The organism is Streptomyces sp. NPDC002564, assembly GCF_042889645.1.
GTDB lineage: Bacteria > Actinomycetota > Actinomycetes > Streptomycetales > Streptomycetaceae > Streptomyces.
This window is the reverse complement of sequence record NZ_JBIARE010000022.1, coordinates 1-26422: the sequence shown is the minus strand read 5'-3', so window position 1 is coordinate 26422 and position 26422 is coordinate 1. Positions and strand designations below refer to the sequence as shown.

23 protein-coding genes and 1 riboswitch are annotated in these 26422 nt (G+C 74.7%); of the genes, 9 read left to right on the top strand and 14 right to left on the bottom strand.

All coding sequences use genetic code 11. From position 1 onward, the window contains the following. The first annotated feature begins 35 nt into the window (after positions 1-35). Positions 36-674 (top strand): RNA polymerase sigma factor, encoded by a 639-nt coding sequence (locus ACFYXE_RS37635; protein WP_389320847.1) that lies wholly within the window; start codon positions 36-38, stop codon positions 672-674. A 19-nt stretch (positions 675-693) separates the two neighbouring features. Next, entirely contained in the window at positions 694-1764 is a 1071-nt protein-coding gene (locus ACFYXE_RS37630) for a maleylpyruvate isomerase family mycothiol-dependent enzyme (protein WP_389320844.1), read from the top strand. A gap of 84 nt (positions 1765-1848) precedes the next feature. On the opposite strand, the gene ACFYXE_RS37625 is transcribed toward ACFYXE_RS37630, so the two are convergent. Next, positions 1849-2373, bottom strand: coding sequence for a MarR family winged helix-turn-helix transcriptional regulator (locus tag ACFYXE_RS37625; protein ID WP_361180844.1), 525 nt, complete (start codon positions 2371-2373; stop codon positions 1849-1851). A gap of 218 nt (positions 2374-2591) precedes the next feature. Here ACFYXE_RS37625 and ACFYXE_RS37620 point away from each other — a divergent pair, with 218 nt between their 5' ends. Further along, positions 2592-3650, top strand: coding sequence for an alkene reductase (locus ACFYXE_RS37620; protein ID WP_389320839.1), 1059 nt, complete (start codon positions 2592-2594; stop codon positions 3648-3650). Between the two features lie 87 nt (positions 3651-3737). Here the strand turns inward: ACFYXE_RS37620 and thpD are convergent, their stop codons facing one another. From thpD to ACFYXE_RS37595, 5 genes are all read right to left on the bottom strand, one after another. After that, positions 3738-4637, bottom strand: a complete 900-nt coding sequence (gene thpD / locus ACFYXE_RS37615; RefSeq protein ID WP_361180846.1) for an ectoine hydroxylase — start codon at positions 4635-4637, stop codon at positions 3738-3740. 52 nt (positions 4638-4689) lie between these two features. Next, complete coding sequence (locus tag ACFYXE_RS37610) at positions 4690-5094, bottom strand: ectoine synthase (protein ID WP_150166377.1); 405 nt, start codon at positions 5092-5094, stop codon at positions 4690-4692. Between the two features lie 52 nt (positions 5095-5146). Further along, entirely contained in the window at positions 5147-6418 is a 1272-nt protein-coding gene (gene ectB / locus ACFYXE_RS37605; RefSeq protein ID WP_361180847.1) for a diaminobutyrate--2-oxoglutarate transaminase, read from the bottom strand. Between the two features lie 94 nt (positions 6419-6512). Then, complete coding sequence (gene ectA, locus ACFYXE_RS37600; RefSeq protein WP_361180848.1) at positions 6513-7064, bottom strand: diaminobutyrate acetyltransferase; 552 nt, start codon at positions 7062-7064, stop codon at positions 6513-6515. Between the two features lie 651 nt (positions 7065-7715). Then, positions 7716-8816 (bottom strand): pyridoxal-phosphate-dependent aminotransferase family protein, encoded by a 1101-nt coding sequence (locus ACFYXE_RS37595; protein ID WP_389320914.1) that lies wholly within the window; start codon positions 8814-8816, stop codon positions 7716-7718. Positions 8817-8928: 112 nt separating this feature from the next. Between ACFYXE_RS37595 and ACFYXE_RS37590 the strand changes: the two genes are divergently transcribed. Next, positions 8929-10023: an amidohydrolase family protein gene (locus ACFYXE_RS37590; protein WP_389320832.1), complete on the top strand. Its 1095-nt coding sequence runs from the start codon at positions 8929-8931 to the stop codon at positions 10021-10023. A gap of 320 nt (positions 10024-10343) precedes the next feature. After that, on the top strand, positions 10344-11291 hold the full coding sequence (locus ACFYXE_RS37585) for an SCO1860 family LAETG-anchored protein (protein WP_389320829.1): 948 nt from the start codon (positions 10344-10346) through the stop codon (positions 11289-11291). 240 nt (positions 11292-11531) lie between these two features. Here the strand turns inward: ACFYXE_RS37585 and cobC are convergent, their stop codons facing one another. After that, positions 11532-13010 carry an Rv2231c family pyridoxal phosphate-dependent protein CobC gene (gene cobC, locus ACFYXE_RS37580; RefSeq protein WP_389320826.1) on the bottom strand — a complete coding sequence of 493 codons (1479 nt, stop codon included), beginning with the start codon at positions 13008-13010 and terminating at the stop codon, positions 11532-11534. 73 nt (positions 13011-13083) lie between these two features. Here cobC and ACFYXE_RS37575 point away from each other — a divergent pair, with 73 nt between their 5' ends. Then, positions 13084-13815, top strand: a complete 732-nt coding sequence (locus ACFYXE_RS37575; RefSeq protein WP_389320823.1) for a ZIP family metal transporter — start codon at positions 13084-13086, stop codon at positions 13813-13815. A 14-nt stretch (positions 13816-13829) separates the two neighbouring features. Here the strand turns inward: ACFYXE_RS37575 and ACFYXE_RS37570 are convergent, their stop codons facing one another. The 7 genes from ACFYXE_RS37570 to ACFYXE_RS37540 all read right to left on the bottom strand — a co-directional run bounded on the left by ACFYXE_RS37570 (position 13830) and on the right by ACFYXE_RS37540 (position 22438). After that, entirely contained in the window at positions 13830-15248 is a 1419-nt protein-coding gene (locus ACFYXE_RS37570) for a cobyrinate a,c-diamide synthase (RefSeq protein WP_389320820.1), read from the bottom strand. Next, positions 15242-15850 (bottom strand): cob(I)yrinic acid a,c-diamide adenosyltransferase, encoded by a 609-nt coding sequence (cobO, locus tag ACFYXE_RS37565; protein ID WP_361181294.1) that lies wholly within the window; start codon positions 15848-15850, stop codon positions 15242-15244. The genes ACFYXE_RS37570 and cobO overlap by 7 nt, the downstream gene beginning before the upstream one ends. Then, complete coding sequence (locus ACFYXE_RS37560) at positions 15850-17934, bottom strand: putative cobaltochelatase (RefSeq protein WP_389320817.1); 2085 nt, start codon at positions 17932-17934, stop codon at positions 15850-15852. Before ACFYXE_RS37560 ends, cobO begins: the two co-directional genes overlap by 1 nt. 79 nt (positions 17935-18013) lie before the next feature. After that, positions 18014-19582: a cobyric acid synthase gene (locus ACFYXE_RS37555; RefSeq protein ID WP_389320814.1), complete on the bottom strand. Its 1569-nt coding sequence runs from the start codon at positions 19580-19582 to the stop codon at positions 18014-18016. Beyond that, on the bottom strand, positions 19579-20532 hold the full coding sequence (locus tag ACFYXE_RS37550) for a cobalamin biosynthesis protein (RefSeq protein WP_389320811.1): 954 nt from the start codon (positions 20530-20532) through the stop codon (positions 19579-19581). Before ACFYXE_RS37550 ends, ACFYXE_RS37555 begins: the two co-directional genes overlap by 4 nt. Positions 20533-20639: 107 nt before the next feature. After that, positions 20640-20783: riboswitch (cobalamin riboswitch) on the bottom strand. 131 nt (positions 20784-20914) lie between these two features. Beyond that, positions 20915-21139, bottom strand: coding sequence for a hypothetical protein (locus ACFYXE_RS37545; RefSeq protein WP_361180783.1), 225 nt, complete (start codon positions 21137-21139; stop codon positions 20915-20917). A 12-nt stretch (positions 21140-21151) separates the two neighbouring features. Next, positions 21152-22438: an inorganic phosphate transporter gene (locus ACFYXE_RS37540; RefSeq protein ID WP_389320807.1), complete on the bottom strand. Its 1287-nt coding sequence runs from the start codon at positions 22436-22438 to the stop codon at positions 21152-21154. A 383-nt stretch (positions 22439-22821) separates the two neighbouring features. Here ACFYXE_RS37540 and ACFYXE_RS37535 point away from each other — a divergent pair, with 383 nt between their 5' ends. From ACFYXE_RS37535 to ACFYXE_RS37525, 3 genes are all read left to right on the top strand, one after another. Next, positions 22822-23526 (top strand): class II aldolase/adducin family protein, encoded by a 705-nt coding sequence (locus ACFYXE_RS37535; RefSeq protein ID WP_389320804.1) that lies wholly within the window; start codon positions 22822-22824, stop codon positions 23524-23526. 66 nt (positions 23527-23592) lie between these two features. Then, positions 23593-24729 carry an alpha/beta hydrolase gene (locus ACFYXE_RS37530; protein WP_389320801.1) on the top strand — a complete coding sequence of 379 codons (1137 nt, stop codon included), beginning with the start codon at positions 23593-23595 and terminating at the stop codon, positions 24727-24729. Between the two features lie 101 nt (positions 24730-24830). Beyond that, complete coding sequence (locus ACFYXE_RS37525) at positions 24831-26288, top strand: hypothetical protein (protein WP_389320798.1); 1458 nt, start codon at positions 24831-24833, stop codon at positions 26286-26288. The last annotated feature ends 134 nt before the right edge of the window (positions 26289-26422 follow it).

Here is a 26422-nt window from a genome sequence, read left to right as displayed (position 1 = left end):
CGAGCACGACGAGCACGACGAAGCGGCCGCGCGAGGTGGTGGTGCCGGTGGAGCCGTCCTTCGAGGCGCCGGGCCCGCCGGTGCTGCCCGCGGGCCCCGGCAGACCGCCCCCCGACGCCGTACTGCACCGCCGCCTGGTCTATGGCGAGGAGGCGGCCCTCGCCGAGGCCTACGCCGCCTACGACCCGCTGGTGCGCCGCGTCGCCGTCCGCGTCACCCGCGACCGCGCCGCCGCCGACGAGGTGGCGCAGGCGGTCTTCGCCCACCTGTGGAGCAGGCCCTACGCGTTCGACACGCGCCGCGGGAGCCTGCGCGGCTGGCTCTGCGTGCTCGCCCACCGGCGTGCGGTGGACTGGGCGCGCGGCGAGGAGCGGCACCACAAGGCCGCCCCCGCCGACGAGACCGCGCCGCGCGAGGCGCCCGGGCGCGGCCCCGCCCCGGACGAGGCGGTGCCGGAACAGGAGCGCTCCCTCCTCCTGCACTCCGCCCTCGCCCGGCTCCCGCTGCCCCAGCAGCAGGTGGTGCACCTGGCCTACTTCGCCGGCCGCACCTACCGGCAGGCCGCCGTCGAGCTCGGCATCCCCGAGGACACCGCGAAGGCCCGCCTGAGAACGGCCCTGCGCACGCTGGCCGAGACCCTCGCGGAACCGCCCCTGCGGGGCGACCACCCGTGACGACGACCTGCGGGGGACCGTGACCAGCGACCACGAAGAGGTACGCGCCCTCCTCGGCGCCTGGGCGCTGGACGCCCTCATGCCCGGTGACGAAGCCATGGTGGCCATGCACCTCGGGGACTGCGGGGCCTGCGCCGCCGAGGCCACCCGGCTGCGGGCCACGGTGCGCCACCTGGACGGCCCCGGCCCCGGCCCCGCCACCCCCGCCCACCCCGGCCCCGCCACCCCCGCCCCGCCAGGACCGGCGCCCGACGCGGACCCCGGGGCGCACGGCCTCTCCCTCGCCCTGCGCAGCCGCGCCCCGGCCCTGCGCACCGCCCCGCACGCCGCGCCCTACGCCGCGGCGGTCGCCGGACTCCAGGCCCTCCTCGCGGAGGTGGACGACCCGGAGCTCTGGCGGACGCCCGTCGTGCACGACTGGGACGTGCACGACACGGTCGCCCATCTGCTCGCCGCCGACGAGCCGCTCGCCCGCCACCTGGGCCCGCACGCGCGCGTGCCCGCCCTGCGGGTGCCGGACGGGGTGCCGTGGCGGGCGGCCTGGGAGGCGCGCACCCGGGAGGTGATCCGCCGCGAACGGGCCCGTACGCCCGCGCAGACCGTCTCCGCCTGGCGGGTGCAGGCCTCCGGGATGCTCGCGTCACGGGCCGCGCACGACGCCGGGCACGCCGCCCGGTCGACGGCGCTCGCGGGGGTCCGGCTGCTGATCTCCGACCACTTCCTGGCCCGCGCCTTCGAGACCTGGGTGCACGCCGACGACATCGGCGGGGCGCTCGACCTGGCCGTGCCGCCGCCGACGGCCCCGCACCTGTGGCAGCTGGTCCGGCTGGCCGTCCGGGCCCTCGGCCCCGCCCTCGGTCCGAAGGCGCCGCCGGTCGCGCTCACGGTCGCCGGGGACGGCGGCGCGACGGAGTGGGTGCTGGGCAGCGCGGACGACCCGGTACGGGCCGAACTCGTCCTGGACCCGGTCGACTTCTGTCTGCTCGTGGGCGGCCGGCGGGCGCCGGACCGGGTGCCGCGCGGCACCTCGGGCGACGAGGCCGCGGTGCGGCGGGTGCTGACCCGCGCGGCATCGCTGTCCTGGCTGTAGGAGGTCTTGGGGGCGGGGCGGTCGCGGGGTGCCGTCGCCGGGGGCGGGGCGTTCCGGGGCCGGTCGTCGGGGTTCCGTCGGCGGTCAGCCGAGGCCGCCCTTGCGTTCGGGGCAGTCCTCCGTCTCCCGGCACAGGTTCGTCTCGACCTTGGCGAGCAGCCGGGCCAGGTCCGCGCGTTCGGTCTCGTCCAGACCGGCCAGGGTGTGGCCCTCCAGCTCGCCCCAGGCCCGCTCGACCTGCGCGAGCAGCCCGCAGCTCGCGGCGCTGGCCTCCACCAGGACGGCCCGCCGGTCGGCCGGGTCGGGGCGCCGCCGGACATGCCCGGCCTGCTCCAGGCGCTGCAGCATCTTCGTGACCGTCGAGGGGTCGAGGTCGACCGCCTTGATCAGCTCGGACTGGCGCACCGGGCCCGCTTCCCACAGGTGCATCATCACGAACTCCTGGCCGGGGTAGAGGCCGAGCCCCTTGAGGACCTTGCCCGCGGCGATGCGGTGCAGCCGGGCCACCCGGCTGACGCTGAGACTGACGGGTCCCGCCGCGGCGACGCCGGAGGCCCCGGGCGTACAGACGGGGTCGGCCGGAGGGGCCTGCACGGTGTCGGCCTTCATCACGAGCTCCTGTGTGGTCGCTGCCCTTGCCGTCGGCGCCGGTGCTGCGGCGGGCCGCCGGACGCCCTGCGGAATCTGCGGCTTCCGCAGAATCCGTGGAACCCGTGGAATCCGTGGAAGACGCTGACGAAAGTTTACCTTGGTCGGCCAAGGAATGGGTTACAGTGGCTCACGAAGCAGTTGATTGGCCGACCACATAAATGTGCCAGGGAGTTCCGATGACCACCGCGTTCGACCCGATCGACCTGTCCGGCATCCGGCTCGGCAACCGCATCGCCATGGCCCCCATGACCCGCAGCCGGGCCGGTGAGGGCGGACTCGCCACGGACCTGACCGCCGCGTACTACGCCCAGCGGGCCTCCGCGGGCCTGATCGTCACCGAGGGCATCCAGCCTTCTGTGGTCGGCCAGGGGTATCCCGACACCCCGGGCCTGCACACCGCCGAACAGGTCGCCGCCTGGCGCAAGGTCACCGACGCCGTGCACGCGGCGGGCGGCACGATCTTCGCCCAGCTCATGCACGCGGGCCGCGTCGGCCACCCCGTGCTGCTGCCCGACGGCCTGGTCAACGTCGCGCCCTCGCCGGTCGCCGCCGAGGGGCAGGTCTACACCGCCGAGGGCCTCAAGGACTTCGTGACCCCGCGCGAGCTGACCGGCGCCGAGGTCCGCGCCACCATCGACGACTTCGTCGCCGCCGCGCGCAACGCCGTCGAGGCGGGCTTCGACGGCGTGGAGCTGCACGGCGCCAACGGCTACCTGATCCACCAGTTCCTCGCGCCCGGCTCCAACCACCGCACCGACGAGTGGGGCGGCTCCGTGGAGAACCGCATCCGCTTCGCCGTCGAGGTGACCTCGGCCGTCGCCGCCGAGATCGGCGCGGACCGCACCGCCCTGCGCGTCTCGCCCGGCAACACCGCCAACGGCATCTCCGAGCCCGACCCGGAGCCGGCCTACACCGCGCTCGCCAAGGAACTCGCCCCGCTCGGCCTCGCGTACCTGCACGTCATGGAGGTCGGCGACCGCGAGCTGACCCTCAGGCTGCGCCGCGACTTCGGCGGCACGTTCGTCCTGAACCCGCGCACCGAGGGCCCCACCGGCCACGAGGCGCTCGCCCTGGTCGAGGACGGCACCGCGGACGTCATCACCTTCGGCGCGCTCTTCCTCGCCAACCCCGACCTGCCGGCCCGGCTGCGGACCGCGGGGCCGTACAACACCCCGGACCGGGCGACCTACTACGGCGGCACCGAGCGGGGCTACACCGACTACCTGCCGCTGTGACCGCCGCGCCCGGCGGGCGCTGAGCGACGCGCACGGCGAACGGCCCGGCATCCACGGGGGATGCCGGGCCGTTCCACACCTACAAGGTCACCGCACCGGGGTGAAGTCCCGTGCCCCGATGTACTCGGGCCGGCGCACCGGTGCCGAGAACGGCTCCACCGCTTCGTTCTCCACGCTGTTGAAGACGATGAAGACGTTGCTGCGCGGGTACGGGGTGATGTTGTCCCCCGAACCGTGCATGGCGTTGCAGTCGAACCACGTCGCCGAGCCGGCCTCGCCCGTGAACAGGCGGATGCCGTGGTCGGACGCGAGGTGCGTGAGCGTCTCGTCCGACGGGATGCCCGCGTCCTGCATCTGCAGCGACCGCTTGTAGTTGTCCTTCGGCGTGGCACCCGCACAGCCGAGGAACGTCTTGTGCGACCCGGGCATGATCATGAGCCCGCCGTTGGTGTCGTGGTTCTTCGTCAGCGCGATCGACACCGAGACGGTGCGCATGTTCGGCAGGCCGTCCTCCGCGTGCCAGGTCTCGAAGTCCGAGTGCCAGTAGAACCCCGAGGCGCCGAAGCCCGGCTTCACGTTGATCCGCGACTGGTGGACGTACACGTCCGAGCCGAGGATCTGCCGGGCCCTGCCGACGACCCGCGGGTCCGCGGCCAGCCGGCCGAAGAGCTCACTGATCCGGTGCACCTCGAAGATCGACCGGATCTCCTGGGTGCGCGGCTCGACGATGGAGCGGTCGTCCGCACGCATCGTCGGGTCGCCTACGAGCCGTTCCAGTTCGGCGTGGTACACGCCGACTTCGTCGGGGGTGATCAACTGGTCGATCGCCAGGAAACCGTCCCGCTCGAACCCCGCCAGATCCCCGGCCGCGATCGGCCCTTCGGCGCCCGGCTCGGACCACACCACGGGGTCCTTGCGCTCGATGAGCACCTCTTCGGCGCCTCGCGTCGGGTACAGGTCACTGGTGCGTTCGGGTGCGGTGGTCATGGTGTTGCCTGCCTCTCCTCTCGTACGGCCCTGTCCGGGATGAAGGTGGTGGTCAGTCCGCTTCCGGCTCCGTGAGCAGCGGGTACACGCCGTTCTCGTCGTGGTCCTCACGACCCGTGACGGGCGGGTTGAAGACACAGATGCAGTGGAAGTCCTCCTTGATCCGCATCGTGTGCTTCTCGTGCCCGTCGAGCAGGTACATGGTGCCCGGCGTGATCGTGTACTTCTCGCCGGTCGTGTCGTCGGTCAGCTCCGCCTCACCCTTGGTGCAGACGACGGCCTCGATGTGGTTCGCGTACCACATCGACGTCTCCGTACCCGCGTACAGGATGGTTTCGTGGACGGAGAAGCCCACCCGCTCCTTGGCGAGGACGATGCGCTTGCTCTCCCAGGTGCCCGAAGCGGCCTTCACATGCCGGTCGGTGCCTTCAATGTCCTTGAACGAACGGACGATCACGGTGAGTTGGTTCCTTTTCTCTTACGGTGCCGGGGCTCGGTAGGGCGCTCGCTCAGGCGGACTCGCGGACCGCGCGGGCCAGCGTGCGCAGCCCCTCGTCCAGCTCGTCGGGGGTGATCGTCAGCGCCGGAAGGAGCTTGACGACCTCGCCCTCGGGGCCGGAGGTCTCGATCAGCAGGCCCAGTTCGAAGGCCCGCTTGGCCACGGCGCTCGCGCGCTCCTTGTCGTGGAACTCGATGCCCCAGACCAGGCCGCGGCCGCGCCACTCCTTGATGGCCGCGCGGTTCTCCGCGACGATCTCGGCCAGCGCCTCCTCGACCTGCTCGCCGCGGGCGCGGGTCTGCTTCTCCATCGCCGGGCCGTCGGTCCAGTAGGTCTCCAGGGCGGCGGCGGCCGTCACGAACGCGGGGTTGTTGCCGCGGAACGTGCCGTTGTGCTCGCCCGGCTCCCAGACGTCGAGCTCCGGCTTGAACAGGCAGAGCGACATCGGCATGCCGTAGCCGCTGATGGACTTCGACACGGTCACGATGTCCGGCGTGATGCCCGCCTCCTCGAAGGAGAAGAACGCGCCGGTACGGCCGCAGCCCATCTGGATGTCGTCGACGATGAGCAGCATGTCCCAGCGCTCGCACACGTCGGCGAGCTTGCGCAGCCACTCGGCGCGGGCGACGTTGATGCCGCCCTCGCCCTGCACGGTCTCGACGATCACGGCCGCCGGGGTGTTCAGGCCCGAGCCGGAGTCCTCCAGCAGGCGCTCGAACCAGATGAAGTCGGGGGTCCGGCCGTCGAGGTAGTTGTCGAACGGCATCGGGGTGCCGTGCACCAGCGGGATGCCGGCGCCGGCGCGCTTGAACGCGTTGCCGGTCACGGCGAGCGAGCCGAGCGACATGCCGTGGAAGGCGTTCGTGAACGACACGATCGACTCGCGGCCCTTGACCTTGCGGGCCAGCTTCAGCGCCGACTCCACGGCGTTGGTGCCCGTCGGGCCCGGGAACATGACCTTGTACGGCAGGTCGCGCGGGCGCAGGATGATGTTCTGGAACGACTCCAGGAAGGCGCGCTTGGCGGTCGTCGACATGTCGAGACCGTGCGTGACGCCGTCGCGCTCCAGGTAGTCGATCAGGGCGCGTTTGAGCACCGGGTTGTTGTGGCCGTAGTTGAGCGACCCCGCTCCGGCGAAGAAGTCGAGGTACTCGTGGCCGTCCTCGTCGTACATGCGGCTGCCCTGCGCGCGGTCGAAGACCGTAGGCCAACCGCGGCAGTAGCTGCGCACCTCCGACTCCAGGGTCTCGAAGACGCTCAGGTCGGGCTGGGTGATGGTCACAGCAGATCTCCTGGGAGATGGAAAGGCGTGGGAGGTGGGGGGAGTTTCGGGTGGTACGGGTGATGCGTTCATCGCTGGGGGGAAGCGAGGGCGCTCAGGGGCCGATGGGACCGATGCGGTAGAGCACCTCGGGCTCGTGGCCGTCGTCCGGGAAGAGCCCCGCGTCGAACAGGACCCTGCGCTCGACCGACGCGCCGTGTCGACGCGCGTAGGAGAGGAAGAGCCGCTCGGACGCGGTGTTCGAGGGCGCGATCGTCGTCTCGATCGTGGCCAGCACACGGCCCGCGGCGACCTTGGCGGTCAGCCCGTCGAGCAGGGCGCCGGCCAGGCCGCGGCCACGCTGTTCGTGGTCGACGGCCACCTGCCAGACCATCAGGACGTCGGGCCGTTCGGGCCGGATGTAGCCGGTGATGAACCCGACCGCTTCCCCGTCCGTGTCCCGGGCCACGACGGACGTGGCCGCGAAGTCACGACACCACAGCAGGTAGCTGTAGGACGAGTTCAGGTCGAGGACCTTCGAGTCGCGGGCGATCCGCCAGATGGCGGCGCCGTCGGCGACATCGGGACTGTCGAGTCGCAGCCCCTCCGGCATTTTGAGGAAATTCGCTTGCAGGTCGGTCGGTAGATCGGCTTGTGCAGCGGTCATGCGGATTGAATTTACCGACCAATTCTTGGAATTGCATCGGGGGAAGGGGTTACATGAGAGGGCTTCATGTGTTATCACGCGGGGGTGCGCGCCCGCATGAGACCCCTGCGTTTTGGTGGGATTTGTCTGGGATATAGCACGCAAAATGGACGCGGTGTGGAGTGCGTCACAGACCCGTAACCCGCTTGAGACGCGTCCGGAATACGGTGTTTGGTGCTGTCGAAACCTTAGTGTTTAGGCCCCCGGAAAGCGGGCAGAAGAATACGGGAAGCTGTGCTTCGCTGGTTTATAAACAATTCGTGAAAAGGTGCGCGGGAATTCACGGAGCGGAAAAGGGGCTGCGGGGGTGGATTCACGATCCCGGTGCAGGGCCGACCGACCCGCCGACGGGGCGGGCCCGTCGGCGGTCAGGGGCGGGACGCCGCGGCCGTCCGGAAGCGTGCTCATGCCATGCACCGTGTCACGGGGTGGCGGGCCCCCGCACGGGTTTCGCGCGAATCATGGCCGTGGACGGCCAAAAGGCACGGCAGAGCGGGCCGTCGGGGCGTGAATCCGACCCCGAGGGGCGCGACAGGCTCGGCACACGGCCCGGCGCACCCGGCGTGCGGCCCGGCGCACCCGGCGCCCGGACCGCACCCCCTGCGCCGCCGCTCAGCTCCAGGCGTCCGTCACCGCGCGCCGGGCCGCCTCCAGGTCGACCGTGCGGCCGGCCTCGCCCATCGCGGCACCCAGGGCGGCGAGGCAGGCGTGCACGACCCCGCGGGTCGCGTCCGGGCCGTAGTGGTTGACCCGGATCATCTCCGTGGCGAGGGCACCGCCCCCGGCGACCAGCGGAAGCACCGGGTCCGCGGCGAGCGCCCTGGCCACCAGCTCCGCGGCGTCGACGCCCTCGGGCGCCCGCAGGGTGGTGGCGACCGGCGCCGCGTCCACCGCCTCGTGCACGTACGGCGCCAGGCCTCCGCCGAGCGCCAGCGCGCCCGCACGGGTGGCCGCGGCGGCGGTGGCGTGCCGCGCCATCAGGGCCTCGGGCCCCTCCGTCTCGATGCGCTCCACGCACGCCTCCAGGGCCAGCATCTCCAGCTGGGCGGGCGCGTGCAGCAGCGCCTTGCGGCCGCCGTCGATCCAGCGCTCCTTCCAGTCCAGGAGGGAGAGGTAGGAGCGGCGCGGCGCCTGCGGATTGGCGGCGATGCGCTGCCAGGCCCGCTCGCTGACCGACACCGCGGAGACGCCCGCGGGGCCGCCCATCGCCTTCTGCGCGCCGATCACGCACAGGTCCACGCCCCACGCGTCCGGCAGCAGCGGCTCGGCGGCCACCGAGGCCACCGCGTCCAGCATGAACAGCGCGCCGTGCGCCCGCACGACCTCGCCGATCTCCGCGACCGGGTTGGTGTTGCCGGTCGCCGCCTCGGCGTGCACCAGCGAGACGAAGTCGATCTCCGGGTGCTCGGCGAGCGCCCGGCGCACCTGCTCGGCGGTGACGGCGGTGTGGAACGGCACGGCGAGGTCGATCACCGTCGCGCCGCAGTCCCGCAGCCAGTTCCCGAAGGTCTGGCCGTACGGCCCGGTGATCACGTTCAGCGCGGTCGTGCCCGGCCGGGCCGCGCCCCGGATGCACCCCTCCAGGGGCAGCAGGGCCTCGCCCTGCATGATCACGACGTCCTGTTCGGTACCGAGCAGCCCCGCCACCCGCGCCTCGATCGCGGCGAAGTGCTGGGCGCTCAGGGGCGCCAGGTCCAGAAAGGGGTGCGTCACCGTACTGCTCACGTCACTGCTCACTTCGCTCACGAGTTCGTTCGGACTGCCGCACCGAGCCTACCGACCGGCCCCGTACCGGGCTTTTCGAGTGCCTCCTAAGCTGCTGCCCATGAGCGATCACGCGGTGCTGCACGTGAAGGGGCGGGTGCTCGTCGGGCCCGAGGACGTCCGGGACGAGCTGTGGGTGGTCGGCGGGCGGGTGACGTACGACCGCCCGTCGGGAGCGGCGGACGACGTCCGCACGGTCGAGGGCTGGGCGCTGCCCGGCCTGGTCGACGCGCACTGCCACGTCGGCCTGGACGCGCACGGGCCGGTCGACGCCGACACCGCGGAGAAGCAGGCCCTCACCGACCGCGATATCGGCGCCCTGCTGCTGCGCGACGCGGGCTCGCCCTCGGACACCCGCTGGATCGACGACCGCGAGGACCTGCCCAAGATCATCCGGGCGGGCCGGCACATCGCGCGCACCCGCCGCTACATCCGCAACTACGCCCACGAGATCGAGCCCGAGGACCTGGTCGCCTACGTCGCCCAGGAGGCCCGGCGCGGCGACGGCTGGGTCAAGCTCGTCGGCGACTGGATCGACCGCGAGGCCGGCGACCTGACGGCGTGCTGGCCCCGGGCCGAGGTCACGGCGGCGATCGCCGAGGCGCACCGCCTGGGCGCCCGCGTCACGGCCCACTGCTTCGCCGAGGACTCCCTGCGCGACCTCGTCGAGGCGGGCATCGACTGCATCGAGCACGCCACGGGCCTGACCGAGGAGACCATCCCGCTCTTCGCTGAGCGGGGCGTCGCCATCGTCCCGACGCTGGTCAACATCGCCACCTTCCCGCACCTCGCCGCGGGCGGCGAGCAGAAGTTCCCGCGCTGGTCGGCCCATATGCGCAGGCTCCACGAGCGCCGCTACGACACGGTGCGCGCCGCCTACGACGCCGGCGTCCCGGTCTTCGCGGGCACCGACGCGGGCGGCTCCCTGGCGCACGGCCTGGTCGCCGCGGAGATCGTCGAGCTGACGCGCGCGGGCATTCCGCCGGTCGACGCACTCTCGGCGACCACGTGGGGCGCGCGGGAGTGGCTCGGCCGCCCCGGGCTCGCGGAGGGCGCGCCCGCCGACCTCGTGGTGTACGCGTCGGACCCCCGCGCGGACGTCCGGGTGCTCGCGGCCCCGCGCCGGGTGGTGCTGAACGGCCGCGTGGTCGGGTGACCGGTTGACCTGTGCGTGACGTGCCGCCCGTGCGGCTCGTTGGGACTGCCCCGCGGGGGCGCGCGGGGCTCCTTCCGTACGAGGGAGGGGCGGTGCGCGGGGGACTGCGGGGAACGCGTGTGCCGGGGGATTCGAAAGCAGGGGCGGAAACCTCCCTTTGGAGTGAACTCACGTCAGGTTGCTGACCGTTCACTCTCCGTGCGTAAAGATTCCCGCGTCGTCCCTTCGTCGATCGGGGGCGACGCCATCGGTGCGCACGCGATGTCCCCATGTGGCGTGCCGCGCCGGTGGCCCGTATCTCTTGTGGGGGTTCCACCACCTTGAACAGCAACACCTTCCGCACGCCCGCCCGCCGCCTCTCCGTCGTCGCGGTCGCCACCGCGGTCGCCGCCGGACCCGTCGCGCTCGCCGGCGCGGGATCCGCGCAGGCCACGGGCGGCGGCGGCCACAAGGGCGGGCGGGCCGACGCCGTGGTGCTGCGCACCGGGCTGAACGTCTCCCTGCTCAACAAGACCGTGAACGTCCCGCTCAAGGCCGCCCTCAACGAGGTGCAGGCCCCCGCGAGCTCGGCGAAGACCGCGCTGACCGCCCGCCTCGACGGGGTCGACGGCGGCCGGCCGTTCAGCGTGCTGCGGGCCGACGTGGCCACCGCGAAGGCGAGCGTGCGGGGCGCCACCGCGCAGGGCTACAGCAACATCGCGCGCGCCCGCATGCACGTGCCCGGCCTGCCCCTGCTCTCCCTGATCGAGGTCGAGCAGGTCACCTCCAAGGCGGTGTGCACGGCGGGCGAGCGGCCCGTTGCCGAATCGAATCTGCTGGGCGCGGTGACCGTGCTCGGCAAGAAGGTCACGCTGACCGCCCGGGGGACGACCGAGGTGAAGGTGCCGGGCGTCGGTGAGGTCCGGCTCGACCTGTCCAGGACGAGCACCACCTCGCGTACGGCGGCGGCCTCGGCGCTGGAACTGACCGTGTCCGTGAATCCGCTGAAGCTCAACGTGGCCGAGGTGACGGGCACCGTGACGCTGGCCCACGCGGGCTGCGAGACGCCGACCGCGCTCCCGCCGAAGGACGGCGGCACGAAGCCGCAGGGCGAGCCGGAGCGTCCGGTGGACACCAAGCCGGAGCCGAAGACCGAGCCGAAGGCCCCCGAGGCGAACCTCGCGGAGACGGGCGGCAGTTCGACGACCCCGTACATCGCGGGCGGCGCGGTGGCGCTGCTCCTGGCGGGCGCGGGCGGCGTGGTCCTGGCCCGCAGGGCGCGCGGCTGACGAGGATCCCGGCGCCGGCGGAACGGCGCGGGGCGGACGGGTGGGCGGCACACCAGCCGCCGCGAAGCGGCGGCCCGCCCACCCGACACCCCGCGAGCCCCCTCGCCCGGACCCGCAGGGACCGGGCCCCACCCGGAACGATCAGAGACCGAGTACGGCGGCGCCCCGGAGCGATCAGAAGCCGAGCACGGCGGCGCCCCGGAACGGTCAGAGACCGAGCACGGCGGCGCCCCGGAACGATCAGAGACCGAGGACGGCGGCCAGCGCGGCGAGGAACCGATCCGACGTCCCCCGGTCCCGGACCGCGAGCCGGATCCAGTCGGGCCCCAGCCCGGGAAACGTGTCGCCACGCCGCACCGCGAACCCCCGCTCCCGCAACCGCTCCCGCACCCCCGCCGCCCCGGGCACCCGCACCAGCACGAACGGCCCCTCCGCGGGCCCCGCCGCCTCGACCCCCGCGGGCGCCAACGCGGCGAGCCCGGCCAGGAGATGGGCGCGGTCCGCGGCCACCCGGTGCGCCGCGTGCCCCGCCTCCGCCAGCGCCCGCGGCCCCACGCACGCCCGCGCGGCCTCCAGCGCGGGCGTCGACACGGGCCACAGCGGCTGCGCCCGGATCAGCGCGGAGATCGTGTCCGGCGCGGCGAGGACGTACCCGATCCGCAGCCCGGCCAGGCCCCACGTCTTGGTGAGGCTGCGCAGCACCACCAGACCGGGGACGTCCGTACGCCCCGCGAGCGCCTCCCGCTCGCCCGGCACCGCGTCCATGAACGCCTCGTCCACCACCAGGGTCCGCCCCGGGCGGGTCAGCGCGGCGATGGAGGCCGCCGGGTGGAGCACGGACGTCGGATTGGTGGGATTGCCGACGACCACCAGGTCGGCCTCCTCCGGCACCGCCGCCGCGTCGAGCCGGAAGCCGTCCCGCGCCCGCAGCAGCACCCGCCCCACCGCGTGCCCCGCGTCCCGCAGCGCCGCCTCGGGCTCGGTGAACTGCGGGTGCACCACGTAGGGGTGACGGACCTTCAGGGCGCGGGCGAGCAGGACGAACGCCTCCGCCGCGCCGGAGGTGAGCAGCACCCGGTCCGGCGCGAGGCCGTGCCGCGCCGCCACCGCCGCGCGCGCCGCCCGCCCGTCCGGATAGGCCGCGAGTCCGTCCAGGGACGCGGCGATCAGCTCCTTGAGCCAGGCCGGGGGCGTGTCGGCCCGCACGTTCACCGCCAGGTCGGTGAGATCCGCCCCGTCGTCCCGCACCTCCGCGTCCCCGTGGTGGCGCAGATCGGGGCCGTCGGCCGGGGCCGCCGCCCGGGGCCGGCCCGCGACCGCGCACGTCGCCATCGGCGGGCGGCCCGCGGGCGCCGACTTCCGCTTGGGCACGAGGAGTTCACCGCCGCCGCACAGCGCCGCCGCCTCCGCCACGGACGGCGTGCCCACCGCCGCGCGCGACCGCGCCGACGGATTCGGCACCGCCACCCCGGCCAGCTCCCGCGCCGAGTACGTCACCAGCGGCACCCCGAACCATGCCGCGGCCCCGACGATCGCCGGCTCCGCGCCCTTCACGTCGACCGTCGCGAGCTCGGCGACCGCGCCCTCCGGGAAGCCCGCCTCGCGGACCGCGTCCCGGACCAGGCCGAGCACCTCCGCCGCCGGGGCGTCCTCACAGGCGCCGACGCCGACGACGAGGACGACGTCCTCGCCGGGCGTCACGGATGCGGCACCGGCCATGGCGCGGGTCCTTTCGTATGAGGGGAGGGCGAACGATGTGCGGGGCAGGGGGTCAATCGGTTAGCAAGGGCGCATGGCGGTGTTCGTGGCGCTCGGCGCCTTCCTCATGACCCTGGTGGGCGGCTGGACGGCCCAGCGGGTCACCGACCGGCGCCATCTCGTGCTGGGACTCGCGGGCGGCCTGATGCTCGGGGTCGTCGGCCTCGACCTGCTGCCGGAGGCGCTGGAGGCCGCGGGCGGGCCCGTCTTCGGCGTACCGGCGGCCCTGCTCCTGTTCGTGGCCGGCTTCCTCGTCGCCCATCTGGTGGAACGCCTCCTCGCGGGCCGCCACGCCGCGCACGGCGCCGACGAGCACGCGCACGGCCGGGTCCCCCAGGTCGGCCTCACGGCCGCCGCCGCGATGGTCGGCCACAGCGTCATGGACGGCGTCGCGATCGGTGCCGCCTTCCAGGTCGGCGGCGGCATGGGCGTGGCCGTGGCGCTCGCCGTCGTCGCCCACGACTTCGCGGACGGCTTCAACACGTACACGATCACCAGCCTGTACGGGAACGCCCGCCGCAAGGCCCTCGCGATGCTGTTCGCGGACGCCGCGGCACCCGTGGTGGGCGCCGCGTCCACGCTGCTGTTCACCATTCCGGAGCAACTGCTCGGCGGGTATCTCGGCTTCTTCGGCGGCGCGCTGCTCTACCTCGCGGCGGCCGAGATCCTGCCCGAGGCGCACCACGACCACCCGGCCCGCTCGACGCTGCTGTGCACGGTGGCGGGCGCCGCGTTCATCTGGCTGGTGGTGGGCGTCGCGGGCTGAGCGGTGCCGCACGGTCACGGCGCGCACCGCTCGACGAAGCGGCGCGCCACGCCCGGCTCCGCGGCCCAGTGCGTGTGCAGGTAGCTGGCGTGCACCTGGCCCCGGACGAAGCCCTCGACGCGCCGCTCGGGTGCGTGCAGGCCCCAGGCGGGGCTCGCCCCGGCGCCCGGCTCGACGACGGTGCGGTGGAACTCGTGGCCCCGCATCCGCGTCCCGGCCGGCGCGAGCACGCTGTCCGACACGGCGACCGCCTCCCGGTACCCCAGGGTCAGCCGCCCCGACATCCGCGCCCGCGCGTCCAGCACCCCGCACATCGGCTTCCCGTCCAGCTCGCGGCAGAGATAGAGCAGCCCCGCGCACTCGGCGGCCACCGGCGCACCGGAGAGCGCGAGCCCGGCCACGGACTTCCTGAGCCGCTCGTTGGCGGACAGCTCGGGCGCGTACACCTCGGGGAAGCCGCCGCCGACGACCAGACCGGCGGTCCCGTCCGGCAGTTGCTCGTCCCGGAGCGGGTCGAAGGTGACGACCTCGGCCCCGGCGGCCCGCAGCAACTCCGCGTGCTCGGCGTAGGAGAAGGTGAACGCGGCGCCCCCGGCGACGGCGACGACGGGCCTGCCCGGCCCGCCCGGAAGGGGGGCGGCCCGCCCCGGGGAGTCCTCGGCCCGTCCGGCGTGCGAGGACGGACCCGGCGCCGGTGGCGGACCGAGCGCCGTCACCGGGTCCCACGCCGCGCCCCGCAGGGCCGGCGCCGAGCGGGCCAGCGCGAGCAGGGCGTCCAGGTCGCACCCGTCCCGCACCTGCGCGGCCAGCGCGGCGACGGACCCGACTGCCTCGGGCTGCCGCTCGGCGACCGGCACCAGGCCCAAGTGCCGCGAAGGGGTCTCCACTTGGGGCGCACGGCGCAGCGCGCCGAGCACCGGCACACCGGACTCGTCCAGCGCGTCCCGCAGCAACCGCTCGTGCCGGTCCGAGCCGACCTTGTTCAGGATGACGCCCGCGACCCGCACCTGCGGGTCCCAGGACGCGAAGCCGTGCACCAGGGCCGCCACCGACCGCGACTGCGACGACGCGTCGACGACCAGCACCACCGGCGCCCGCAGCAGCTTGGCGACCTGCGCCGTGGACGCCAGCTCGCCCTGGCCCGCCGCCCCGTCGTACATCCCCATCACGCCCTCGACGACCGCGAGGTCGCAGCCCGCGGAGCCGTGCGCGAACAGCGGCTCGACCAGGTCGGGACCGCACAGGTACGCGTCGAGGTTGCGGCCGGGGCGGCCGGTCGCCAGCGCGTGGTAGCCGGGGTCGATGTAGTCGGGCCCCACCTTGTGCGGGGACACGGCGAGCCCGGCCGCCGCGAACGCGGCCATCAGGCCCGTCGCGACGGTCGTCTTGCCGCTGCCCGACGACGGCGCCGCGACGACGAGACGAGCTACCACTCGATGCCCCTCTGGCCCTTCTGTCCGGCGTCCATCGGGTGCTTGACCTTGGACATGTCGGTGACCAGGTCGGCGAAGTCGATCAGCTGCTGCGGCGCGTTGCGGCCGGTGATGACCACGTGCTGGGTGCCGGGACGGTTCCGCAGCACCTCCACGACCTCGGCCGGGTCGATCCAGCCCCAGTGCATCGGGTAGGCGAACTCGTCGAGGACGTACAGCTTGTACGTCTCCTCGGCGAGGTCCCGCTTGACCTGCTCCCAGCCCTCACGGGCCTTGTCCTCGTTCGTCGGCTCGCCCTCGGCGGGGGCGCGCTGGATCCACGACCAGCCCTCGCCCATCTTGTGCCAGGCGACCGTGCCGCCCTCACCGCTGGCGCCGAGGACCTTCAGCGCGTTCTCCTCGCCGACCTTCCACTTCGCCGACTTCACGAACTGGAAGACGCCGACCGGCCACCCCTGATTCCAGGCGCGCAGCGCGAGCCCGAACGCGGCGGTCGACTTGCCCTTGCCGATGCCCGTGTGGACGAAGACCAGCGGACGGTTGCGGCGCTGGCGCGTCGTGAGCCCGTCGTCCGGCACGACGCTCGGCTGTCCCTGCGGCATTAAGCGGCCCTCCTCGAAGGCGAGTTCATTCCCTGTACGTCCTTGACGAGACCGGCGATGGAGTCCGCGCGCAGCTCGTCGAGCGTCACGGCCGTGCCGCCGAGCTCACCCGCGAGCTCGCCCGCGAGGCCCAGGCGCACGAAGCCCGACTCGCAGTCGACGACCACCGAGGCCACACCGTCCGCCGCGAACAGCCGGGCCGCCCGGCCCGCGCGCGCCACCGGCTCGACGCCGCCGGTCGCCCGCCCGTCGGTCACCACGACGACCAGCGGGCGGCGCGCGGCGTCCCGCAGCCGCTCGACCCGCAGCACGTCGTGCGCCTTCAGCAGGCCCGCGGCCAGCGGGGTGCGCCCGCCGGTCGGCAGCGACTCCAGGCGGGCCGCGGCCGCGTCCACCGACGACGTCGGCGGCAGCGCCACCTCGGCGTCCTTGCCGCGGAACGTCACCAGGCCCACCTTGTCGCGCCGCTGATAGGCGTCCAGGAGGAGCGAGAGGACGGCGCCCTTGACGGCGCTCATCCGCTGCCGCGCCGCCATCGACCCGGAGGCGTCCACGACGAACAGCACGAGATTGCCCTCGCGCCCCTCGCGGGTCGCCTGCCGCAGATCGTCCCGGCGCACCACCAGACCCGTACCGGAGCGGCCGCGCGCCTTCTGGTGCGGGGCCGCGGCCTGCACGGTGGCGGCCAGGTGCAGCTTGGTCAGGGCGCCCCGCGGGCGGCGCGAACCCGTCGTGCGGCCGTGCTCGGTGCGGGCGCGCGAGCGCCGGCCCGCCGCGCCCTCGCCGATGCCGGGCACGCTCAGCATCTTCGTGCGGAACGGCTCGGCGGCCCGTACCGCCTGCTGCTCGCCCGCGGCGCCGCCCGGCGCGGGCGCGGGCTCCCCCGGGTCACGGTCCGCGTCGTCGTGCCGGGGGCCCTGCTGCTGTCCGGGCAGCTCGGGCGACGGCGGTTCGGCGGAGGGGGACTGCGCGGAGGGGGAGTCGGGCGCACCGGAGTCGTCGGCCGGCGGCCGGCCGCCGCCACCGTCGGGACCGCCGCCGTCGGGGTCGTCGTCGCCCTCGGGCCCCTCGTCCTCGCGGGCCTCGTCGAGCGCCTCGTCGAGCTTGTCCTCGTCCAGGCCCGGCGCGTCGAAGGGGTTGCGGCGCCTACGGTGCGGCAGCGCGAGCAGCGCGGCCTGCCGCACGTCCTCGCTGTGCACGTCGGTGCGCCCCGCCCACGCGGCCAGCGCCGTCGCCGTACGGGCCATCACGATGTCCGCGCGCATCCCGTCGACCTCGAACGCCGCGCAGGTCGCCGCGATCTGCCGCAGCGCGGCGTTGCCGAGGACGACCTCGGGCAGCAGCGCCCGTGCGGCCACCACCCGGTCGCGCAGCGCCGACTCGTCCCCGGTCCAGCGGCCCGCGAAGCCCTCGGGATCGTCGTCGTAGGCCAGCCGCCGCCGCACCACCTCGACGCGCTGGTCGGTCTCCCGGGACGCGGCCACCTCGACGGTGAGCCCGAACCGGTCGAGCAACTGCGGGCGCAGCTCGCCCTCTTCGGGGTTCATCGTGCCGACGAGCAGGAACCGGGCGGCGTGCCGGACGGACACACCCTCGCGCTCGACGTACGAGGCGCCCATCGCGGCGGCGTCGAGCAGCAGGTCGACCAGATGGTCGTGGAGCAGATTGACCTCGTCGACGTACAGGATGCCGCGGTGCGCGTCGGCGAGCAGGCCGGGCTCGAAGGCCTTCACGCCCTCCGCCAGGGCCCGTTCGATGTCCAGGGCGCCCACGAGCCGGTCCTCGGACGCGCCGACCGGCAGCTCGACCATCCGCGCGGGCCGCGCGGCGGCGCCGCCCGACCCGTGCGGGCCGTCGGGGCAGCGGGGGTCGGGGGCGGCCGGATCGCAGGAGAAGCGGCACCCGGCGACGACCGGCACCTCGGGCAGCAGCGCCGACAGCGCGCGCACGGCGGTGGACTTGGCGGTGCCCTTCTCACCCCGTACGAGCACGCCGCCCACGGCGGGCGATACGGCGTTCAGCAAGAGCGCGAGCCGCAGGTCGTCCTGCCCGACGAGGGCGGTGAACGGATACGGGGTACTCACAGTGCCTCCTTGATGCGTGCGGGGTGGTGCGGGGCGGGGCCCTTCGGCGCGGCGGGCCCGCGGGCGGGCGCGGCGCCGGTCACGACGGCGCTCCCGGCGGGACGAACGGCAGACCCGCCGGTACGCCCTTCTCGATCAGGTCCAACAGCGCGCCCGTGTCCGCGTGTTCTTCGATCAGGTCGCCGAGCAGGTCGAGCTGCGTCTCGCGCAGCGTGTGGAAGCTGGTGTCGGGGGCGGGCACGAAGCGGCGCCCGGCCGCCCGGGCCACCTCGGCGAGGAACCGGCGCCGGAACCCGTCGCTCTCCAGCGCCCCGTGCCAGTGCGTGCCCCACACCTCGCCGACCCGGCAGCCGTCCAGGCCGTGTCCCCGGTCGTCGGAGACGAACGCCTCCCCGCCCAGCACCTCGGCCACGCCGTGGTGGATCTCGTACCCCTCGACGCGCTCCCCGAGGGCCTCGCCGACCGGCCGGGCCAGCGTCTTCTCGCGGGCGAACCGCACCCGCACCGGCAGCAGCCCCAGGCCGTCCACCGACCCGGCGCGCGACTCGACGTCGTCCTCGATGTGCTCGCCGAGCACCTGGAACCCGCCGCAGATGCCGAGCACCGGGCGGCCCTCGGCGGCCCGCCGGGCCAGCGCGTCGGCCAGGCCCCGCTCGCGCAGCCAGCGCAGGGCGGGCACGGTGCCGCGGGTGCCGGGCACCACGACGAGGTCGGCGTCGACGAGTTCCTCGGCCCGGTCCACGAACCGCACGACGACGCCCGGCTCCGCGGCCAGCGCGTCCACGTCCGTGAAGTTGGACATCAGCGGCACCGCGCACACGGCGACGCGCAGCACGTCCTCGCCGACCGGCGGCGCCACCACGGACTCCCGGACCGCGCCGCGCAGGGACACCCGCAGGCCGTCCTCCTCGTCGATCCCGAGCCCGTGCTGGAAGGGCAGCACGCCGTACGTGCGGCGCCCGGTGAGGCCGAGCAGCATGTCGAGGCCGGGTTCGAGCAGGGAGACGTCGCCGCGGAACTTGTTCACCAGGTATCCGGCGACGAGCTCCTGGTCGGCGGCGCTCAGCAGCGCCGTCGTCCCGAAGAACGACGCGAACACCCCGCCCCGGTCGATGTCCCCGACCACGAGGACGGGAAAGCGGGCGGCGCGCGCGATGCCCATGTTCACGATGTCGGTGCGCCGCAGATTGATCTCCGCGGGGCTGCCCGCGCCCTCGCAGATCACCGCGTCGTAGCGGGACCGGAGCTCGTCGAGGCAACCCACGACGGTGTCGAGCAGCGCGGCCCGGCCACCGCCCCGGAGCCGCTCGCCGGGCGCCGATCCGGCGGTCCCGAAGAATCCGCGCGCGCTCATCTCGCCCACCGGCCTGCCCATCAGCACGACCTGGCTCGACCGGTCGCTGCCCGGCTTGAGCAGCACGGGGTTCATCAGCGCGCTCGGCTCGACGCGGGCGGCCTGCGCCTGCATGGCCTGGGCCCGGCCGATCTCGGCGCCCTCGCGGGTGACGAAGGAGTTCAGGGACATGTTCTGTGCCTTGAACGGCGCGACGGACACGCCCTTGCGGGCCAGCCACCGGCAGATGCCGGCGGTCACGACGCTCTTGCCGGCGTCGGAGGTGGTCCCCGCGACGAGCAGTCCACCACTCATGATTGTCTCCCTGACGTTGCCGACCTCAGTGTCCGGTGTGCGGCCACCGCGACGCCGAGCGCCAGCCAGCTCACCCGCCGGGACAGCCGCACGGCGCGCTCGATGTCCGTCACCCGCACGGCGCGGCCCGCGCCGTTCAGGACCGGCCGGTGCTCGACCCGTCCCGCGTACGAGAGGGTCCCGCCGAGCCGCACGCCCAGCGCCCCGGCGAAGGCCGCCTCGACGGGCCCGGCGTTCGGGCTCGGGTGCTGCGCGGCGTCCGCGCGCCAGGCCCGTGCCGCGCCCCCGGGGGAGCCGCCGGCCAGGGTCGCGAGGGCCGCGGTGAGCCGGGCGCCGGGCCAGCCCACGACGTCGTCGAGCCGGGCGGAGGCCCAGCCGTAGCGGCGGTGACGCGGCGACTTGTGGCCGACCATCGCGTCCAGCGTGTTGACCGCGCGGAACCCGACGAGTCCGGGCACACCGCCCAGCGCGCCCCACACGAGCGCGCCGACGACCGCGTCGGAGGTGTTCTCGGCGACGGACTCCACGACGGCCCGCGCGATGCCGTCGGCGTCCAGCGCCTGCGGGTCGCGCCCGCACAGGTGCGGCAGCCGCTCCCGCGCCACCTCGATGTCCCCGGCCGCCAGCGCCCCGCCGACGGCCCGCGCCTCACGGCCGAGCGAGGTCCCGCCGACCACCGACCAGGTCGCGGCGGCGGTCAGCGCGACGCCCGCGGCGGGGGAGTGGCGCACGAGGCGGGCGGCGAGGGCGGCGGCACCCGTGGCGCCGCCGGCGCACACGGCGGTGTGCAGGGCGCCCCAGCCGCGGTGGTCGCGCCACAGCCGTCGTTCGACGGCACCCGCGGCACGGCCGAACGCGGCGACCGGATGGCCCCGGCGGGGATCGCCGAGCAGCAGGTCGGCGAGAAGGCCGGCGGCGGCGCCGTACGCGAAGTCGCGGTCGGCACGCACGGGCTCAGCCCGCCGCTTCGCTCGGCAGAGCGGGCGTACGCGGGGAGGGAACCGGCACCGGGCGGCCGAGCATGGCGATATGTCCTCACTCAGGGTGTCCGCGCCCTGGTTCGACGTGATGCGGTGGCGAGAGTTCCTGGCTCACGGGGAGATGCTCCCCGGTGACAGTGGCGGGACCGCGCCGGATTCGCACCGGCTTCCTCTGCTGCCGCCGTAGTTGGCCCCGGCAGTCCACCACGGCCCGCGAAGGCCCGTCAACTCGCTGTTGACCTGCGGCGGGAGAGTGTGTTGGGGCCCACAGCGGCTCCCGCGCACGCCCCGCACACACCGGTGGGGCGCGGGGCGTTCGCACGCTCCGCGCCCCACCGGGGACGAGCTGGTGTCAGGCGACGATGAGGAAGATCCCGTACGCCACCGCCGCCGCGCACAGCGCGAAGCAGGCGTACGCGCCGGTGCGGGCCAGTGCCGCCGGGCCGCCGCCGGAAGCGGTCGCCGCCTCCTGCTTGGAGAGACCGACGATGCCGAGGGTGAACAGGCCCACCAGGGCCACCGTGACCGCGAGGCTGACTCCGAAGACGGAGCCGAGTGCTGCCCAGTCGATGCTCATGCTGATCTGTCCTTACACCGTCGCGGGCCGGGCGGGGTCCGCCATGGCGCCGGTGGTGGTCGTGGTCGGGGCCGAGACGCCGGCCTTGACGGACGCGTCCGCGGTGACCGCCCCGGCCGGGGGCGGCGAGACGGCGGCGATCGCGGTGGTCACGACACCGGCGGGCTCGGTGGCCGGGGCGGTGTCGCCCGGCCGGATCGCGTCGTCGGTGACGTTGGTGTGGTCGATGGCGTCGCGCCGCGAGAGGGCCCAGATCACGGCCGAGCCGCCGACCAGGATCGCGGCGGTGGCCGCGATGCCCCAGGGGCCCTGCTTGGTGAGGAACTCCGCGCCCGCGCCGACCAGACCGGCGGCCGGCAGGGTCAGACCCCAGGCGACGAACATCCGGGTGGCGGTGGACCAGCGGACCACGCCGCCCCTGCGGCCCAGACCCGCGCCCATCACGGCGCCGGAGCAGGACTGCGTGGTGGAGAGCGAGAAGCCCAGGTGCGAGGAGGCGAGGATGACCGTCGCGGCGCTGGTCTGGGCGGCGAAGCCCTGCTGCGGCTGGAGGTCGGTGAGGCCCTTGCCCATGGTGCGGATGATGCGCCAGCCGCCCAGGTAGGTGCCGAGGGCGATGGCCACACCGGCCGAGACGATGACCCACATCGGGGGGTTCGCGCCGGGGTTGAGGACACCGCCGGTGACCAGGGCGAGCGTGATGATGCCCATGGTCTTCTGCGCGTCGTTGGTGCCGTGCGCCAGGGAGACGAGGCCGGCGGAGGCGATCTGGCCCACGCGGTAGCCCTTGGCGGTGGCCTTGGTGTCGGTGTTGCGGCCGATCCGGTACGTCAGGCGGGTGGCCAGCATCGCGGCGATGCCCGCCACGAGCGGCGCGGCGAGGGCCGGGATCAGGATCTTGGTGACGACGGTGCCGCCGTTGATCGACGACCAGCCCATCGACATGACCGCGGCGCCGATGAGGCCGCCGAAGAGGGCGTGCGAGGAGCTGGAGGGCAGGCCCACCAGCCAGGTCAGGAGATTCCAGAGAATCGCGCCGACGAGCGCGGCGAATATGACCTCTGTCTTGAGGCCGTCCTCGTTGACGATGCCGCCGGAGATCGTCTTGGCGACCTCGACGGAGAGGAAGGCACCGACGAGGTTCAGCACGGCGGACATGGCCACCGCCGTCTTGGGCTTCAGAGCGCCGGTCGAGATGGTCGTCGCCATCGCGTTGGCAGTGTCGTGGAAACCGTTCGTGAAATCGAACACGAGAGCGGTGACGATCACGATCCCGAGGAGAAGCGTGATGTGTTCCATTTACCCAGGCTTCTGTTGGACGTCAGTGGCATGTGGAACGTAGGCAACCCGGGTGAACGGAAAGTGAACTGGGCCGGGCGGTGCGGTGACCCGAAGCGGAGCGCCGTCGCCCTGTCCGTGCCGGGCGGCCGAAGACGATCGTACGGAGGCAGGCCGTCCGCCCCGCAAACTGGCCGGAGTGTCGGGTTCCGCCATCCGGCGGCCCACCCCCGCCCGCACCCTCGCGGCACCCCCGCGGAACCGCCGGGGAGATCCTGGTCACCCGGCCCCGCCCGCCGGCCGGACCGCCCGCCACCCCAAGCGGAACGGCACGGGCCGCGCCGCCCCCGACGTTCCGTCCCGGCGCCCTGCAGCGACCGGCCCCCGGCTGGCAGGATCACCGCATGACTGAGCAGCGGGAGCACGGGGACCACACGGGCCAGCAGGACGGCCACGCGGCACGCGACGCGATCGGGCGGGCCTGGGACGAGCTGGTGGACACGGCCGTCAGGACGGTGCGGGACGGCCTGGTCGTCGGCACCTCCGGCAATGTGTCGGTGCGCGTCGGCGACACCGTCCTCGTCACCCCGAGCGGCGTCCCCTACGACCGGCTGCGGCCCGAGGACGTGGTCGGGGTCGACCTCCGGGGCCGGCAGGTCCTCGGCGACCTCGCGCCGACCAGCGAACTCCCGCTGCACCTGGCGATCTACCGCGCCACCGACGCCGAGGCGGTCGTGCACACCCACGCCGTGCACGCCACCGCCGTCTCGATGCTGGTCCGCGAGCTCCCCGCCGTCCACTACATGACCGGCATCCTCGGCGGCCCCGCCCGCGTCGCGCCGTACGCCCTCTACGGCACCGAGGAACTCGCCGCGTCCATGCTGGAGGCGCTGCGCGACCGCACCGGCTGCCTGCTCCAGAACCACGGCACGGTCACCTACGGCGGCACCCTCTCCCAGGCGTACGACCGCACGGCCCAGCTGGAGTGGATGTCCCGCCTCTGGCTCACCGCGTCCGGGGTCCCGGGCCGCGCCCCCTCGCTCCTCTCCCCGGCCCAGCTGCGCGAGGCGGAGGCGAAACTGCGGGGCTACGGCCAGCCGGCCCGCTGAGCCGCCGGGTCACCCCGCGGGCACCGCCCACTGGCCCCGGAGCCCTCGCCCCCGGACACTGGGACGGTGCGCCCAGCCAAAGCGACGGCAGCGGCCGTCACCGCAGTCACAGCCGCCCTCGGGACCGCCGCAGCCGCCATCGCGGCGGGCCGTTTCGCCAGCGACGCCGCCCTCAAGGCGCCCGCGGGCCGTCCCCTGCCGACCGAGCCGCGCCTGACCGTGCACGCCACGGCCGCCGGCCAGATCACCCTGACCCGGTCGCTGGCCAGCCTGCGCCCCGGCACGTACGGGCTCAGCGGCAACGGCACCCACGCGGTCGTCGGCCCCGTCCTGGAGTCCGCCCCGCACGAGGCCGACACCGTCGTACGCCGCCTCGAAGCCGTCACCCACGGCTCCCTGGACCCCGGCGCCCGCGTCTGGCTCACCCCGCAGGTCCACATCGGGGACCCGCACGCCGCGCTCGGCCTGGACCACGCGGACATCGACATCCCCGGCGAACTCGGCGGCCTGCCCGCGTGGTTCGTGCCCGGCGCCCGCGACACCTGGGTCATCACCGTGCACGGCCTGGGCACCACCCGCGAGCACCCCATGGTCGTCATGGACTTCCTGCACCGCCTGCAGCTCCCCGTCCTCGACCTCGCCTACCGCGGCGACCTGGGCGCGCCCCGCTCCCCGGACGGCCTCGGCCACCTCGGCGAGACCGAGTGGCGCGACCTGGACGCCGCCATCCGCTACGCCGTGCGCAACGGCGCCGAGCGCGTCGTCCTGCACGGCTGGTCCACCGGCGCCGCCATGTGCCTGCACGCCGCCGTCCACTCCGCGCTGCGCGACCGCGTCAGCGGCCTCGTCCTCGACTCCCCGGTGCTCAGCTGGGAGACCACCCTGCGGGCCCTCGCCGGTGCCCGACGCACCCCGGGGCCGCTCCTTCCGCTTGCGGTCCGTGCGGCCCAGGGCCGCACCGGGCTGCGCGGCGACCGCACCCTGGCCGCCGCCGACCCCGCCGCCCTGTCGGTCCCCACCCTCGTCGTGCACGGCCCCGGCGACGCCGTCGCCCCCTGGGCGCTCTCCCGCCGCCTGGCCGAACAGCGCCCGGACCTGGTCACGTTGCACACCGTGCCGGACGCGCCGCACGGCGCCATGTGGAACGCCGACCCGGCGGGCTACGAAGAGGCGCTGCGCCGCTTCCTCACGCCCCTGATGTGACCGCGGGGGCCGCCCTCCCCGGCGGCCCGCACGGCCCCCTCGCGCCGCCTGCGTCCTCATTCCGTTTGGGTTTTCGGACCGTCAACAGGAAGACTGCTCCCGTGACGTCCCGTACCCCGCGCGACTCCAGGCTCCGACTTGTCCACGCGCCCTACCCGAAGGCCGAAGAGCGAGGAGAGGCCAGGCGCGACAGCACACGACCCCTCTCCGCCGCACCCGGCGCGATGAGCGGCCGCCGCACGCGCCGTCCCGCGCCCCGGCCGCCCGAGGGCACCCCCGCCCCGGCGGAGCTGGCCCGGCGCGCCCGCGCCGGTCTCGCCGCCGCCGCACGGGTCGCCCGCTGGGCCGACGCCGCCCTGCGCCCGGGCCCCGGCGGCACCGGCGCGACGCCCGACGGCAAGGGCACCCTCTCCGACACCACCGCCGAACGGGCCGCCGCCGAGCTGGGACTGACCGTCGGTCAGGTCCGCGCCGACTGGGACACCGCCCGCCTCGCGGGCCTCATCGAGGTGCACGGCGACAGCGCCCGCCCCGGCTGGCGGCTGCGCGCCTGGAACCGCGACGACACCGCCGTGCTGCGCGGCTGGGTCGCCCTCTTCGACGCCTGGTCGCTCGCCCACCCGGCGCCGGACGACCTCGCCCCCGCGGCCGTCGCCGAGTGCGTCGAGGCCATGCCCCAGGTCCTGTCCTTCCTGCAGCTGTCGGCGGGCCCCGTCCCGGTGCCGCAACTGCTCGACCTCCTCGACCAGCGCGTCACGGAACTGCGCACCGAACGCTGCGAGATCGCCTACGGCCCCCAGCCGGCACCGGTCGCCGCCGTCGCGGTCCCGCCGGACGTCCCGCTCGCCGACCTGCTCGACTGGGCGCTGCACGGCCTCGCCGCCGTCGGCGCGCTGACCTGCGCCGACGGACAGGCCACGCTCACCCCGCTGGGCAGCTGGGCGGTCTGGGTCAAGCTGGAGCAGATCTGCGTCGCCGCGCAGAGCCCCGCCGGACACATCGAGCAGTCCGCCGAGGACATGCTGCGCGGCTGCGCCCGCCTGCGGCCCAACGCGGCCCGCGCCGAGTACCGCGCCTGGCTCGCCGCCCGCCCCGTCGGCAGCGCCGTCACCGACCTGCTCACCGCCGCCCGCGGCGAGGACGCCCTGCTGCGCGGCCTCGCCTTCGAGGCCCTGCGGGTCGTCGGCGCGCCCGCCGAGGCCGAGGTGCGGGCCGTCGTCGACGAACCCCCGCTGCGCCCCTACGCCCTGCTCTGGCTCGCCGAGCAGGAGGGCGCCGACCCCGAGGACGTCCACCTCGTGCTCACCCGCGACGAGTCGACGTGGCTCTGGGTCGACACGGCGGCGGCCGTCGCCGACCACGGGGAGGCGCAACTCCTCGTCCGCCACCTGGAGTCGGCGGTCCAGCCCACCGTGCCCGCCCTCCTGGACGAGGTGCGCCGCATCGGACACCCGCGCACCGTCCAGGTCCTGGTCGCGCTCGCCGCGGCCCACCCCGACCCGGCGCTCGCCAAGGCCGTGCGCCGCGCGGCCTTCCAGGTGCACACCGGCGGGGAGTGACGACGGCGGCCGGGGGGGGGCGCCCCCCCCCCCCCGGGGGGCCCCCCCCCCCGCCGCCGGGGGGGGGGGGGGCGCACCTCCCCACCAGTGCCGCGGCGGGACCGGGGCGGGATTTCCCCGCGCCGGAGGGCAGG

Bases quoted from the DNA above. Each gene is read 5' to 3' on its own strand.
- ACFYXE_RS37625 (WP_361180844.1), bottom strand. From the start codon at position 2,373: ATGAAGGCCGACACCGTGCAGGCCCCTCCGGCCGACCCCGTCTGTACG.
- ACFYXE_RS37620 (WP_389320839.1), top strand. From the start codon at position 2,592: ATGACCACCGCGTTCGACCCGATCGACCTGTCCGGCATCCGGCTCGGC.
- thpD (WP_361180846.1), bottom strand. From the start codon at position 4,637: ATGACCACCGCACCCGAACGCACCAGTGACCTGTACCCGACGCGAGGC.
- ectA (WP_361180848.1), bottom strand. From the start codon at position 7,064: ATGACCGCTGCACAAGCCGATCTACCGACCGACCTGCAAGCGAATTTC.
- ACFYXE_RS37590 (WP_389320832.1), top strand. From the start codon at position 8,929: ATGAGCGATCACGCGGTGCTGCACGTGAAGGGGCGGGTGCTCGTCGGG.
- cobC (WP_389320826.1), bottom strand. From the start codon at position 13,010: ATGGCCGGTGCCGCATCCGTGACGCCCGGCGAGGACGTCGTCCTCGTC.
- ACFYXE_RS37575 (WP_389320823.1), top strand. From the start codon at position 13,084: ATGGCGGTGTTCGTGGCGCTCGGCGCCTTCCTCATGACCCTGGTGGGC.
- cobO (WP_361181294.1), bottom strand. From the start codon at position 15,850: ATGCCGCAGGGACAGCCGAGCGTCGTGCCGGACGACGGGCTCACGACG.
- ACFYXE_RS37555 (WP_389320814.1), bottom strand. From the start codon at position 19,582: ATGAGTGGTGGACTGCTCGTCGCGGGGACCACCTCCGACGCCGGCAAG.
- ACFYXE_RS37545 (WP_361180783.1), bottom strand. From the start codon at position 21,139: ATGAGCATCGACTGGGCAGCACTCGGCTCCGTCTTCGGAGTCAGCCTC.
- ACFYXE_RS37540 (WP_389320807.1), bottom strand. From the start codon at position 22,438: ATGGAACACATCACGCTTCTCCTCGGGATCGTGATCGTCACCGCTCTC.
- ACFYXE_RS37535 (WP_389320804.1), top strand. From the start codon at position 22,822: ATGACTGAGCAGCGGGAGCACGGGGACCACACGGGCCAGCAGGACGGC.